Genomic DNA, 13,941 nt, shown 5'->3' with positions numbered 1-13,941 from the left:
GAATAAGTGAATACAGGGAAAATACGAAGGAGATTTTTAGGAATTATGGCAGAAACAAAGTACTATTTCATCGGAATTAAAGGTTCGGGGATGGCATCATTAGCACTAATCTTGCATGATCAAGGGTATGAGGTTGCGGGATCAGATATTACCCAATATACGTTTACCCAAACGCCACTTGAAGCTGCGGGCATTAAGATGTACCCATTTGACGCGGCCAATTTGCACGAAGGTTGGACGATTGTGCGCGGTAACTCATTTGAAGATGACCAAGTTGAAGTTGCACAAGCAATTGCGATGGGTTTGGATATTAAGACATACCCAGAAGTTGTGGAACAACTTGTTAATGAAACAACTTCAATTGGGGTTGCTGGTGCGCACGGGAAGACGTCAACAACTGGTCTTTTGGCCCACGTGTTGGGTGGTGTTGAACCAACAGCTTATTTAATTGGTGATGGTACTGGTAAGGGAATTAAGGATGCGCGATTCTTTACGTTTGAAATGGACGAATACCGTCGTCACTTTGAAGACTATACCCCAGATTATGCCATTATGACGAATATTGATTTTGATCACCCTGATTATTTTACTGGGATTGATGATGTTCGCTCTGCATTCCAAGATGTGGCGAACAAGGTGAAAAAGGGAATCTTTGCATGGGGGGATGATGCCCAACTCCGGATGTTGAAGACTGATGTACCAATGTACTTCTATGGCACAAGTACCGATGATGACTTCCGAGCAACTAATATTGAGCGTTCACCAGAAGGCGCGAAGTTTGATGTTTACTATCATGATGAATTTCTTGGCAATTTTGCAACGCCATTATTTGGTGAACACGGTGTCTTGAACTCATTGGCAGTAATTGCAGTCAGTTACTTTGAGAAACTTGATTTGGACTTGGTAAAGCAGGAATTACTTTCATTTACAGGGGTGAAGCGCCGTTTCGCCGAAACTAAGCTAAGTGATGATATTGTGTTGGTTGACGATTATGCGCACCACCCAACTGAAATCAAGGCAACGATTGATGCTGCACGTCAAAAGTATCCAAACCGTGAAGTTGTCGCTATTTTCCAACCACACACATTCTCGCGGACACAAGCATACCAAGATGATTATGTCGATATTTTGGACAAAGCGGACAAAGTCTATTTGACTGAAATCTTTACTTCAGCGCGTGAAACAACTGGTGCAATTAGCTCTGCTGATTTAGGCGCGCGCATGAATAAATTCCAAGGAATTTTACATGAAGACAGCATGGATCAACTGCTCGATTTACACAATGCTGTTTTGGTGTTCATGGGTGCTGGTGATTTACAAAAATACGAAGAAAAATATAAACAATTGTTGAATGCCTAACTGAAGGTAATCAACAATCGGGAGTGGAAGGTAATGTGTTCACCCCACAGTAGGCTCGATTTTATCTTCTAGGTAGAATCGGGTCTTTTGCTGTATTCAGCACTTTTTTATTGGCGTTGAAATTTGAAAAAAATGTGAACTTCGGTTAAAATGTTGAGATTGATGTTATAATCAACATTGGTCAGAGGAAAGACTAACGAAATTAGTTTGAGGAGGAAATTTTACAAAATGAATAATAATGATAATGTAAGCTACTATGAAGGTAGTGGACAGCAAAATGTGGTTAGCGAGGTCGGCTTGGCTAAGTTTTTCGCAAAAATGTACCGTTATATGTCGATGGCGTTGCTAGTATCAGCAATAACTGCTTGGTCAACGGCCAATGTGTTTACTGGGTTGATGCAAGCAATTAGCACAAATCGTTTGTTCTTCTACGGTTTGATTATCGTTGAATTTGCTTTGGTATTAGCTGTGAACTCAAAAGGAATCCGTGGTGTGGCTTCGGCATTACCAATGTTAATTTTGTTCTCAATTGTTAATGGTGTGTTGTTGTCATCCATCTTTGTTATCTATTCTGGTGCATCAATCATTGGTGCTTTCGTCGGAACGGCTGCAATCTTTATCAGCATGTCCGTTTGGGGGATGGTTACTAAGAAGAGCATGACAAAATTAGGGAGCCACTTATTTGGTGCCTTGATTGGTCTGATTGTAGCTTCAGTTGTAAATATGTTTCTTGGCAATGGTGCTGTAGGCTTGTTCTTGTCATGGGCTTCAGTAATTATCTTCACGTTGTTGTCAGCGTATGATACAAACAAGATGAAGCAAATTTACATGCAAAATGGTAACTCAGCCAACATGACCGGGTTAGCAGTGTTCGGTGCCTTGAGTTTATACCTTGATTTTATTAACATCTTCTTAAGCCTGTTACGAATCTTTGGTGGCGGACGCGATTAAATGGAAGTATGTAACTAATATGTAGAAGAATCGTTCAAACGAGCGGTTCTTTTTTTGTGCGCTAGATTGAAAACTATGAAGTAACCATGCTAAGTATTGCGGACAGAAGTATAGGGGGGATAATCTCAGCAAAAGGGCGCGGGGAAAAGCGTGTTTTTGTGCAAAGTACCTGGATTCGCTTGTCCCAACCGGAAATGTTTCAAAGTGCGTTAATAAGCCTGAATTCTACCTTTTGATAAATTAAAGGGGAAATCAGGCTTGTTAACGGGAGTTGTGTTCTATTTTTTAGTGGGTTATTTATCGCGTAATCGATGAATTAAGAGTGTTACACCGACAACTACAAGAATTAGTAAAGCAAACCATCCGGCCGAAAGTTCGAGACCGATTGCGGGAATTTCAAGAAACATCTTAATGGCAATGATTGCAATCAAGATATATGCCATAGGTTCAAGTTCGGGCACAAAAACCATGACTTTCATGATGACTTCGGCAATGAAGCGGACGGCCAGGATCCCAACAATTCCACCAATTAGTACGATGACAGGGTTAGGTGAAATTGCAACGCTTGCTAAAACTGAATCAACAGAAAAAAGTAGATTAATTACTTCTAGTTCTAACGCCACGCGCCAAACTTTTGGTGATGCATTTTGCTTAGAATGTGGAATATCAGCGCTAGTTATGTCATCTTTAGTGCCTTGAGCATGATTGGATTTCCAAAAGTATTCCAGGCTTAAATAAATCAAGTAAATTGCACCAGCTACTTTAATTTGCCAGAAGCCAACGATGTAAGCTGCAATGATTACCACAAGCATTCGAAAAATAAAAGCACTCCAGATGCCGGCAAATAATGCTTTTTCACGGTCTTTTTCGTTAGTGAGGACCGACGTTTTAGCAGCGAGTACCACAGCATTATCTACTGATAGTAAACATTCTAAGATTACGATTGAAATAATTACTAGCCAGCCGTTACCAGTTAGGATGGCTTGGTGCCAGTTAGCCCCATCAAAGAATGGGGCAATTAGTTGATGTAACCAAGTTAGCATAGTTCCTCCTGTTATTTCACGAAAAAGGATACCCGGGTGGATCCTTATGATAGTGTTATTAGTTGCTTTTATGATAGCACATATCCCGGAATGACCGTTCCAAGATGTGTACTACCATAGGAAACCAAGTCAGATAATCACTTGTAAGAATAAGTAGAAAGCGATTCGAACAAAATGACAAATTCATATAATGTAAGATTGTGTCCGTAGAATGTTTTACATATTAGAAGCTGTTGAGGTGAACACAACTAGAAAGGGTTAATAGACAGTGGTAATTTACTATTACCGAAAAGTAGCGCACATGTTTATTGAACCCTGCGAAACGCAAGCATAACAATCTGCTTGATTAGTTATAGTGTAAGCAGAGCTGTTGTAGGATGAAGATGGTATGAAAAACAATAATAATTAATGCTTGCATTTTAAAAATGAATTAGGTAATATTAAATAGTTGTCAAAAGGACAACAACTTATATTAGTTCAACAATTTAAAAAAGTTGTTGACGTGCAAACGATAAATTGCTAATATATAAAAGTTGTCAATTTGGTACGAGATGTATCTGATAACAAACAAATTAATTTAAATTAGTTGTTGACTTTCATAAGTCAAACGAGTAATATAAATAAACGTTGCTGCTACTTATGCAGCACGGTAGATCTTTGAAAACTGAATAAAGTTTTGACAATCAAATGATGTAAGGGTCTTAGATTTTGAATCTAAGATGTACAGATTTGCAAAAGTCAATTTCGCAAATAAATTGAATCAATTACCTCCCCGGTAATTGATTCAGGATAACAAAAGAGTCATCAAGACTCAATTTTAAATTGAGAGTTTGATCCTGGCTCAGGATGAACGCTGGCGGCGTGCCTAATACATGCAAGTCGAACGGACTGTGGTGATTATGATTGAAGAGCTTGCTCGGAGAGATTAATCACAATGCAGTCAGTGGCGAACGGGTGAGTAACACGTGGGAAACCTACCTCTTAGCAGGGGATAACATTTGGAAACAGATGCTAATACCGTATAACAATTAGAACCGCATGGTTCAAGTTTAAAAGATGGTTCTGCTATCACTAAGAGATGAATACGTAGCCGAGTGAGAGACTGATCGGCCACATTGGGACTGAGACACGGCCCAAACTCCTACGGGAGGCCAGCAGTAGGAATCTTCCACAATGGGACGAAGTCTGATGGAGCAACGCCGCGTGTTGTGATGAAGGCTTTCGGGTCGTAAAACACTGTTATAAGAGAAGAACGTCAGTGAGAGTAACTGTTCATTGAGTGACGGTATCTTATCAGAAAGGGACGGCTAAATACGTGCCAGCAGCCGCGGTAATACGTATGTCCCAAGCGTTATCCGGATTTATTGGGCGTAAAGCGAGCGCAGGCGGTTATTTAAGTCTGATGTGAAAGCCTACGGCTCAACCGTAGAATTGCATCGGAAACTGGATAACTTGAGTGCAGTAGAGGAGAGTGGAACTCCATGTGTAGCGGTGAAATGCGTAGATATATGGAAGAACACCAGTGGCGAAGGCGGCTCTCTGGACTGTAACTGACGCTGAGGCTCGAAAGTGTGGGTAGCAAACGGGATTAGATACCCCGGTAGTCCACACCGTAAACGATGAATGCTAGTTGTTAGAGGGTTTCCGCCCTTTAGTGACGCAGCTAACGCATTAAGCATTCCGCCTGGGGAGTACGACCGCAAGGTTGAAACTCAAAGGAATTGACGGGGGCCCGCACAAGCGGTGGAGCATGTGGTTTAATTCGAAGCAACGCGAAGAACCTTACCAGGTCTTGACATCCCTTGACACTCCTAGAGATAGGACGTTCCCTTCGGGGACAAGGTGACAGGTGGTGCATGGTTGTCGTCAGCTCGTGTCGTGAGATGTTGGGTTAAGTCCCGCAACGAGCGCAACCCTTATTACTAGTTGCCAGCATTAAGTTGGGCACTCTAGTGAGACTGCCGGTGACAAACCGGAGGAAGGTGGGGATTGACGTTCAAATCATCATGCCCCTTATGACCTGGGCTACACACGTGCTACATGGATGGTACAACGAGTCGCAAAGTCGCGAGGCTAAGCTAATCTCTTAAAGCCATTCTCAGTTCGGATTGTAGTCTGCAACTCGACTACATGAAGTCGGAATCGCTAGTAATCGCGGATCAGCACGCCGCGGTGAATACGTTCCCGGGCCTTGTACACACCGCCCGTCACACCATGAGAGTTTGTAACACCCAAAGTCGGTGGGGTAACCTTCGGGAGCCAGCCGCCTAAGGTGGGATAGATGATTAGGGTGAAGTCGTAACAAGGTAGCCGTAGGAGAACCTGCGGCTGGATCACCTCCTTTCTAAGGATAATACGGAAACTTACACATTTGTCAAAACTTTATTTAGTTTTGAGAGGTTTACTTCTCAATATTAATTGGATTTACCCAATTCCATGGGCCTATAGCTCAGCTGGTTAGAGCGCACGCCTGATAAGCGTGAGGTCGATGGTTCGAGTCCATTTAGGCCCATATCATGGGGAATTAGCTCAGATGGGAGAGCACCTGCTTTGCAAGCAGGGGGTCAGCGGTTCGATCCCGCTATTCTCCATTGCAACCTTCGGGTTGTAGTGTAAAACTTGTTCTTTGAAAACTGAATATTATCATTTAAATTAATTAATCAATTCAATTTTTAATATTTATATTATTAAATTGAGCCGAGAACATCGCGTTTTTTTGAGTTTTAAAACAATAGTTTTATCTCGCTTTAAAGGTCAACTAACAAGTTGACCGCTCAAAAATTAACCGTATCGAAAGATACTAGGTTAAGTTAATAAGGGCGCATGGTGGATGCCTTGGCACTAGGAGCCGATGAGGACGGGACTAACACCGATATGCTTCGGGGAGCTGTAAGTAAGCTTTGATCCGGAGATTTCCGAATGGGGAAACCCAATTACGTGAGTAATTATCACCTGCTGAATATATAGGCAGGATGAAGGTAGACGTTGTGAACTGAAACATCTCATTAGCAACAGGAATAGAAAGAAAAATCGATTCCGGTAGTAGCGGCGAGCGAAATCGGAAGAGCCCAAACCTAGAAGCTTGCTTTTAGGGGTTGTAGGACAGAACATTGGAGTTACCAAGTTATAACATAGATGAATCAACTGGGAAGTTGAGCTAGAGAGGGTGATAGCCCCGTAATCGAAATGTTATAGCCTCCGTTCTGGATCCTGAGTACGGCGGAGCACGTGAAATTCCGTCGGAATCCGCGGGGACCATCCCGCAAGGCTAAATACTCCCTAGTGACCGATAGTGAACCAGTACCGTGAGGGAAAGGTGAAAAGCACCCCGGAAGGGGAGTGAAATAGTTCCTGAAACCATGTGCTTACAATAAGTTAGAGCCGTTTAATGGGTGATAGCGTGCCTTTGTTAGATGACCGGCGAGTTACGATAACATGCAAGGTTAAGTGGAAAGACCGGAGCCGTAGCGAAAGCGAGTCTGAAATGGGGCGAATATAGTATGTTGTTTGTAGACCCGAAACCAGGTGACCTACCATGTGCAGGATGAAGGTGCGGTAAAACGCACTGGAAGGTCCGAACCCGTGTCTGTTGAAAAAGGCTGGGGATGACGTGTGGTAGCGGTGAAATTCCAAACGAACTTGGAGATAGCTGGTTCTCTCCGAAATAGCTTTAGGGCTAGCCTCGGAATTAGAATCACGGAGGTAGAGCACTGTTTGGACTAGGGGCCCATCTCGGGTTACCAAATTCAGATAAACTCCGAATGCCGTTGATTTATGTCCGGGAGTCAGACGATGAGTGATAAGATCCACCGTCGAAAAAGGGGAACAGCCCAGACCGCCAGTTAAGGTCCCTAAATATATGTTTAAAGTGGAAAAAGGATGTGGAGTTGCATAGGAACAACTAAGGATGTTGGCTCAGAAGCAGCCACATTTAAAAGAGTGCGTAAATAGCTCACTAGTCGAGTGATTCTGCGCCGAAAATGTACCGGGGCTAAACATATTACCGAAACTGCGGTGCCACGTAAGTGGCGCGATAGGAGAGCGTTCTAAGGGCAATGAGCTAGACCGTGAGGACTGGTGGAGCGGCTTAGAAGTGAGATGCCGGTATGAGTTAGCGAAAGACCAGGTGAAGAATCCTGTCCACCGAATGACTAAGGTTTCCTGGGAAGGCTCGTCCTCCAGGGTTTAGTCGGGACCTAAGGCGAGGCCGAGAGGCGTAGTCGATGGATAACAGGTTGATATTCCTGTACCAGGTGTATTTGTTTGAACAATGGAGGGACGCAGAAGGATAATGATGCGCACTGTGGAATATGTGCGTAAATCGTAAGTCTTGATAAGAGTCAAATGCTTTATCTTCAAGGAACAAGCGATGATGAGGACGAAATTTAGTAGGGAAGTTCATTGATTTCACGCTGCCGAGAAAGCTTCTAGTTAGAATAACATTTGCCCGTACCGCAACGACCACAGGTAGTCGAGGAGAGAATCCTAAGGTGTGCGAGAGAACTCTCGTTAAGGAACTCGGCAAATGACCCCGTAACTTCGGGGAGAAGGTGCTGACCGCAAAGGTCAGCCGCAGTGAATAGGCCCAGGCGACTGTTTATCAAAACACAGGTTTCTGCAAATCGTAGATGACGTATATGACGCCTGCCGGAGGTAAAGGAATGGCTAGCTTCGGCGAAGGTTCAGATTGAAGCCCCAGTAAACGGCGGCCGTAACTATACGGTCCTAAGGTAGCGAAATTCTTGTCGGTAAGTCCGACCCGCACGAAAGGCGTAACGATCTGGGCACTGTCTTCAACGAGAGACTTGTGAAGATGCGGTTTTACCCGCGACAGGACGGAAAGACCCCATGGAGCTTTACTGTAGCTTGATATTGAGTGTTTGTGCAGCTTGTACAGGATAGGTAGGAGCCGTAGAAATCGGGACGCTAGTTTCGATTGAGGCGTTGGTGGGATACTACCCTCGCTGTATGACCACTCTAAACTCACAACCACTATCGTGGTGAAGACAGTGTCTGGCAGGCAGTTTGACTGGGCGGTCGCCTCCTAAAAAGGTAACGGAGGCGCCCAAAAGGTTCCCTCAGAATGTTGGAAAATCATTCGTAGAGTTGTAAAGGCATAAGGGAGCTTGGACTGTGAGACTGACTAGTCGAGCAGGTACGAAAGTAGGGCTTAGTGATCCGGTGGTTCCGCATGGAAGGGCCATCGCTCAACGGATAAAAGCTACCCTGGGGATAACAGGCTTATCTCCCCCAAGAGTCCACATCGACGGGGAGGTTTGGCACCTCGATGTCGGCTCATCGCATCCTGGGGCTGTAGTCGGTCCCAAGGGTTGGGCTGTTCGCCCATTAAAGCGGTACGCGAGCTGGGTTCAGAACGTCGTGAGACAGTTCGGTCCCTATCCGTCGCGGGCGCAGGAAATTTGAGAGGAGCTGTCCTTAGTACGAGAGGACGGGATGGACATACCTCTGGTGTACCAGTTGTTCCGCCAGAGCATCCGCTGGGTAGCTATGTATGATGAGATAAACGCTGAAAGCATCTAAGTGTGAAACTCGCCTCGAGATGAGAATTCCCCATTTCTTTATGAAAGTAAGACCTCCAAGATGATGAGGTAGATAGGTTAGAAGTGGAAGGTGCAGTGATGCATGGAGCGGACTAATACTAATCCGGTCGAGGACTTAACCACGAAGTGGGTGTCCGTAAGGTTAATTAATAAATGATAGTATCAGTTTTTGAGAGACGAAGTTATTAATTTCTCAGATATAATTCAAAAAGTGTGGTGGCGATAGCGCAGAAGATACACCTGTTCCCATGCCGAACACAGAAGTTAAGCTCTGTAGCGCCAAAAGTAGTTGGGGGATCGCTCCCTGCGAGGATAGGACGTCGCCATGCTTTGAATTATGTCCCGTTGGTCAAGTGGTTAAGACACCGCCCTTTCACGGCGGTAACATGGGTTCGAATCCCGTACGGGACACTTTCGGAAGATTAGCTCAGTTGGGAGAGCGTCTGCCTTACAAGCAGAGGGTCACAGGTTCGAGCCCTGTATCTTCCATTATCATTGGTCGCATGGTATAGTTGGTTATTACGCCCGCCTGTCACGCGGGAGATCACGGGTTCGAGTCCCGTTGTGACCGTTGCAACATTTATTAAGCAGTATGGCTCTGTAGCTCAGTTGGTAGAGCAATGGATTGAAGCTCCATGTGTCGGCGGTTCGATTCCGTCCAGCGCCATTGGGTGAGCTGTAATGCTCAAGTGGTTTTGCAAAGCTATAGGGATATAGTTTAATGGTAGAACTATGGTCTCCAAAACCATCAGTGGGGGTTCGACTCCCTCTATCCCTGTTTATATTATGGCGGTATTGGTGAAGTGGTTAACACACTGGTTTGTGGTACCAGCACGCATGGGTTCGATTCCCATATACCGCCCTTGTTATTGGGCTATAGCCAAGCGGTAAGGCAATGGTTTTTGGTACCATCATGCGCTGGTTCGAATCCAGCTAGCCCAGTTATTAATCTAGCCTAGGTTAGTAAAACATATAAATATGCCGTTGTGGCGGAATTGGCAGACGCGCTGGACTCAAAATCCAGTTCCTTCACGGGAGTGTGGGTTCGACCCCCACCGACGGCACTAATTAGAAATACCGAATCTCTTAATTGAGATTCGGTATTTTTTTGAACCTCAATGCAGACTGCCTGCTCAAACTAACGAAGAGGCTGGACTTTAGCTCGCACCGTGATGGCATAATCAGTAACGGGTTTCGTTACTGATTATGGATTTGTGAAGATGGTTACCACGTTAGCGAACCAAGCTTCAAGTGCTTGTCTTCCATCACGGTGTCCAGACTGGTTCCAGACACGTAGTGGGAATCAATCTGAGACACATATCCAAATTCCGCGCTAGAAAAATTTTAGACAATTATTCGGCACTATTCCGTCTGACGTGGGTTGGACGGAATTAGGATTGTGAAATAACCCTGGAACCTTAACGAATTTCGGAGTTTTATTATGTCATCAATTTAGTGAATTGTGATGTTAAAACGGGTTTATTTAATAATTAGAAATGAATTCGATGAAACAAGTTTAGCGGCCTTAACGTAACCATAGGCAGTCCGCTGTATTTGGTTGATGCGCCGGTTAACACCTTCAACGCGCCCGTTACTGGCTGTCACCCAAAACGATTCAATGATGCCACGGCTATATTTTTAGAAGGTTTGATGAACCGCATCAATAGTCGTTAGCGGGAGGCAATCCATGCCCCCGAATAACTCCGTGGAATGGCGGTACAAGCTTAGATGCGCGCAGTAAGGGTAACATTCAAGCATAACATCAAGTGTAGCAGCGTAATCGAGAGCTGCGCAATCTTGTTTTTTATTCTGACCAAGATGATTGAACGTACTATCATCAATAATTTGAAATTTGAATACTAAAAAGGGTAGTGGGGCAAAAGGCGATATGCAACCTTGAGATAATGAAACTTAATGTGTCAGTAAAGCGAGCGTGGTGATGAATTAAGTGAGTTATATCAACGGTTGTAGCCTTTTGCTGCATGTTAACAAGCCTGATTTTTACTTTACTAAGATAAGGCGAAATCAGGCTTGTTTCGTTGGCTGGGACATAGTTCTGCTATTTAACTCAAGTTGATGCTGGTGTTGTATATGTATGGAAACCTTCCTTTGTAACGAAGATTTGGCTTTGGGCAATCACTGCTATGGTTGCCTTAACCTTAGCGGCGTCAACGGGTTCTTTGAATTTCACTAAAGTGAGTAAACTTGATTTGCCGTGGTCATTTTCAAAAGTTAAGACTAATTTTTTAGCTTCGGTCATAATATTTCCTCGTTTCATTTTGTGGCTGTCGACAGGGAAGTCGGGGCTTGAGATTGTTGGATTGGTGCCGACAATTGAAGTCCCAAAACAGTCCACGCCATATTGTCAGTTAAGAATATAAAATAACCCTTGATGCCCAGGAATACTGGTATCAAGGGTTATTACTGGTGATGACGAAAACTACCTGGATTTAGCAAGTAATGGGTGCAGAATTTCTTAATTTCGGATGGAAGTATATTTTCGTTCTGGACATCATCATGCCTAACTTTCGCTGATTTCGTCTTAGCATCACCATTCGACATCTTTGGAGGTGCGCTTGGTGTTTCAGATTAGCCCATTTACGCATGTATTATTGATCAACCCCTCAGCAGCTACTCAATTTGTAACCTCCGAGTGAATTGGTGCGACTGAATCGGCATATTGTTGGTTAACTTCGTGATTAAAATATCGATACTGGCGATACGCAAAATGCAAAAAAGTGGGTTTCGTAGTCCGTTGGACAGCTCTATAAATGAGTGCCCGTGCAATGTGGTAATTGATGGTATCATTTTTGGTGTAGTCTACATTTTGCCAAGTTAGGACGTTTTCTTGCTGTTTGCACCATTTACTTGAAATGGTATCACGCGCTGAAATAACCTCTGAGGTTTGTTTGACCATGTTAGTATTGTCAGAATGTGGCGTAATGTTAATCGTAGGTGCTAAGGGCATTGTTTTTGCATGTCTTCTAGCGGCGTCAATAAAAACTGCTTTATCACCAATGAGTTTGTAATATTTACCCGCATGATTCACTAATTTTGGGGCAGGTTTATCGTATATCATGGCTTGTGTAATCACTATTTTCGCAGTGCCTTCACTAGTGTGGAAGGCTTGGGTCGTGTTGTTAATAGTTAACAACAAAAATAGGGTCGTTAACACGGCTAAAATCAGCAGAATCATTTTTTTCATGATTATCTCCAGGTTTACTGAATTATGTATTGGTACTACATATAATGCGGTTATGAAAGTACATCAAATATAGCACAAGTAATATTATAAAATCAATTAAATTATATTGTATTTATAATATTAGATAAACAATTAAAATTTTTTTGAATACTAAAAACCCCCAGCATTGGGTTTTAGTGGCTCTATACTTTTTACTGTTGGTGGAGAAATCCGTCAGCAGTTTTTTATGTTCTTCGCGAGGGTGGAGTAAAGCGACAGATGAGCCTAGAATAGATAATTATGTACAAAACAAAAAGGACATATTAAATGTCCATCACCACGTTCCAACCGACAAAAATCAAAAAGTATGCGAGGTTATTTATTATGTCCCAAGACAATTGTATCTTACGTGAGTTAAATTTAAAAGATAAAAACATCCATTTTACCGACAATGAAGCAGGAGAATGGAACTATTTTGATTATCGTGGTCGCGGAGACAAGCGACATAAATGCTTAATTTATACCGCTAATTTAACCTATTCCGTTAGCCGATGCAGTGACTGTGGTTTTCGTGATTGCGTCGAGCACTGGGGGTGGACTTCAACCGAGATGCGACTCACTGGCACGAGCTTGTGGGATGTGCGCTTAGCGCTGCGTAAACAACGTTTTCACTGTAAGAATTGTGGTAATACATTTACAGCAGCGTCATCCGACTTCAAAAAGAACTGCCAAATTTCACGAAACACGAAAGTAATCGTAAAACAGAATCTAAACGAAGATATGATGACAGAAAAACTGTAGCTAAGCAACCTCATTATCTCACCTAAATTCTGTACAACGAATCGAATATGACGCAATATACGAAGGCGGACAATACAAGTATCAAATACAATTTTAAACAACAATTACCCGAAGCTATTTCCATGGATGAGTCCGCTCAGCCAATGATCAGTTTAGCTTTATTTGGTGTGATGCCACTTTCAATCAAGCAATTTGAAGTACTGGCCCAATTCGACTACCAAAACATCAAAACAATATTTTCTTGATTTTCACTAGCTAATCGGAAGCGTGTAAGCACGTTGTCATGGATATGAACGCTCAATACGCCAGTTTCCATTAAAGTCTTATTTCCGAACGCAGAAATCAATTATCGACGGCTTCCATATCGCTCAGCGTTATCGGTAACGCCTTGATAGTGTTCGTAAGAACATTCAAAAAACGCATTGATGATAAACAAATAATCGAGCCTATAAAATCATGAAAGAGTCAATGAAAATCTTCCACATGATGTATGAGGAATCTTCGAAAAAACGAAACCTTATTACATGCGTGGAATTTAATGAAATATCTAAACACAAGAACAAGCGATTGGCATCGTCTTCGACGAATATCCTGAATTTGGTCAGGTTTGGACTGCATATCAGGAAATTATGAAAGCAATGCATAACAAAGATTTATCAGGTTTCGAAGACATCATCACCCATTACACGATTATGGGAAACGATATGGACAGCGCAATTTCGACTTTCGCCAAGAATTATAAGGGAATTCAAAACAGCATCACCTCGAACTATTCAAATGGACGTTGAAGGGTAATGAACCACAAAATCAAACAGCTTAAACGTAACTCGTGTGGTTACAAAAATATGGCTCACTTACTCTGGCGAATCCGTCAGATTTTTTAAGATGTCCCAATCTCCATTTATTTGGCTCATATGTCACTCCGTTCCATCCTCGCAAAATAAACAAAAAAGGAACCAGAATCCATTAAGATTCTAGTTCCAAAATAGTCCTACCAACAGAATTTGACACAGAGCCGTTTTAGTCCAATGCTGAGGGTACA

9 protein-coding genes, 10 tRNA genes and 3 rRNA genes are annotated in these 13,941 nt (G+C 43.0%); 18 read left to right on the top strand and 4 right to left on the bottom strand.

From position 1 onward, the window contains the following. Positions 1-42: 42 nt before the first annotated feature. Together murC and EQG49_RS02820 are read left to right on the top strand one after the other, a co-directional pair. Positions 43-1,359 (top strand): UDP-N-acetylmuramate--L-alanine ligase, encoded by a 1,317-nt coding sequence (murC, locus tag EQG49_RS02825; protein ID WP_279232831.1) that lies wholly within the window; start codon positions 43-45, stop codon positions 1,357-1,359. A gap of 228 nt (positions 1,360-1,587) precedes the next feature. Continuing rightward, positions 1,588-2,310, top strand: coding sequence for a Bax inhibitor-1/YccA family protein (locus EQG49_RS02820; protein WP_133362541.1), 723 nt, complete (start codon positions 1,588-1,590; stop codon positions 2,308-2,310). 293 nt (positions 2,311-2,603) lie between these two features. Here the strand turns inward: EQG49_RS02820 and EQG49_RS02815 are convergent, their stop codons facing one another. Beyond that, the gene (locus EQG49_RS02815; RefSeq protein ID WP_133362540.1) at positions 2,604-3,353 is read right to left on the bottom strand and encodes a TerC family protein; all 750 of its coding nucleotides are present in this window, start codon (positions 3,351-3,353) and stop codon (positions 2,604-2,606) included. A gap of 818 nt (positions 3,354-4,171) precedes the next feature. On the opposite strand from EQG49_RS02815, the gene EQG49_RS02810 reads away from it, so the two are divergent. The 13 genes from EQG49_RS02810 to EQG49_RS02750 all read left to right on the top strand — a co-directional run bounded on the left by EQG49_RS02810 (position 4,172) and on the right by EQG49_RS02750 (position 9,978). Then, a 16S ribosomal RNA gene (locus EQG49_RS02810) occupies positions 4,172-5,697 on the top strand. Positions 5,698-5,791: 94 nt separating this feature from the next. Further along, positions 5,792-5,865: transfer RNA gene (locus tag EQG49_RS02805), tRNA-Ile, on the top strand. Positions 5,866-5,871: 6 nt separating this feature from the next. Next, positions 5,872-5,944, top strand: a tRNA-Ala gene (locus EQG49_RS02800). Between the two features lie 212 nt (positions 5,945-6,156). Further along, positions 6,157-9,037 (top strand): 23S ribosomal RNA (locus EQG49_RS02795). An 89-nt stretch (positions 9,038-9,126) separates the two neighbouring features. Next, a 5S ribosomal RNA gene (gene rrf / locus EQG49_RS02790) occupies positions 9,127-9,243 on the top strand. The 16S, 23S and 5S rRNA genes sit together here with 10 tRNA genes alongside, the layout of an rRNA operon. 10 nt (positions 9,244-9,253) lie before the next feature. Then, positions 9,254-9,325, top strand: a tRNA-Glu gene (locus EQG49_RS02785). Positions 9,326-9,330: 5 nt separating this feature from the next. After that, positions 9,331-9,403, top strand: a tRNA-Val gene (locus EQG49_RS02780). An 8-nt stretch (positions 9,404-9,411) separates the two neighbouring features. Further along, a tRNA-Asp gene (locus EQG49_RS02775) sits at positions 9,412-9,485 on the top strand. Positions 9,486-9,508: 23 nt separating this feature from the next. Further along, positions 9,509-9,581 (top strand) — tRNA-Phe (locus EQG49_RS02770). Between the two features lie 40 nt (positions 9,582-9,621). Further along, positions 9,622-9,692: transfer RNA gene (locus EQG49_RS02765), tRNA-Trp, on the top strand. An 11-nt stretch (positions 9,693-9,703) separates the two neighbouring features. Next, positions 9,704-9,776 (top strand) — tRNA-His (locus EQG49_RS02760). A gap of 8 nt (positions 9,777-9,784) precedes the next feature. Next, a tRNA-Gln gene (locus tag EQG49_RS02755) sits at positions 9,785-9,856 on the top strand. A 38-nt stretch (positions 9,857-9,894) separates the two neighbouring features. Further along, positions 9,895-9,978 (top strand) — tRNA-Leu (locus EQG49_RS02750). A 415-nt stretch (positions 9,979-10,393) separates the two neighbouring features. Here the strand turns inward: EQG49_RS02750 and EQG49_RS14130 are convergent. From EQG49_RS14130 to EQG49_RS02735, 3 genes are all read right to left on the bottom strand, one after another. After that, on the bottom strand, positions 10,394-10,537 hold the full coding sequence (locus EQG49_RS14130; protein WP_133364513.1) for a transposase: 144 nt from the start codon (positions 10,535-10,537) through the stop codon (positions 10,394-10,396). A gap of 445 nt (positions 10,538-10,982) precedes the next feature. Continuing rightward, on the bottom strand, positions 10,983-11,174 hold the full coding sequence (locus EQG49_RS02740) for a DUF2922 family protein (RefSeq protein WP_165964737.1): 192 nt from the start codon (positions 11,172-11,174) through the stop codon (positions 10,983-10,985). 375 nt (positions 11,175-11,549) lie between these two features. Beyond that, entirely contained in the window at positions 11,550-12,119 is a 570-nt protein-coding gene (locus tag EQG49_RS02735; protein WP_133362538.1) for a hypothetical protein, read from the bottom strand. A gap of 363 nt (positions 12,120-12,482) precedes the next feature. On the opposite strand from EQG49_RS02735, the gene EQG49_RS02730 reads away from it, so the two are divergent. From EQG49_RS02730 to EQG49_RS02720, 3 genes are all read left to right on the top strand, one after another. After that, entirely contained in the window at positions 12,483-12,899 is a 417-nt protein-coding gene (locus tag EQG49_RS02730; RefSeq protein ID WP_133362537.1) for a transposase, read from the top strand. Between the two features lie 47 nt (positions 12,900-12,946). Next, the gene (locus tag EQG49_RS02725; protein ID WP_133362536.1) at positions 12,947-13,144 is read left to right on the top strand and encodes a hypothetical protein; all 198 of its coding nucleotides are present in this window, start codon (positions 12,947-12,949) and stop codon (positions 13,142-13,144) included. A gap of 393 nt (positions 13,145-13,537) precedes the next feature. Then, the gene (locus EQG49_RS02720) at positions 13,538-13,687 is read left to right on the top strand and encodes a hypothetical protein (protein ID WP_243115738.1); all 150 of its coding nucleotides are present in this window, start codon (positions 13,538-13,540) and stop codon (positions 13,685-13,687) included. Positions 13,688-13,941 lie beyond the last annotated feature (254 nt).

The organism is Periweissella cryptocerci (assembly GCF_004358325.1).
GTDB classification, from domain to species: domain Bacteria; phylum Bacillota; class Bacilli; order Lactobacillales; family Lactobacillaceae; genus Periweissella; species Periweissella cryptocerci.
This window is presented reverse-complemented; position numbering and strand designations above follow the sequence as displayed.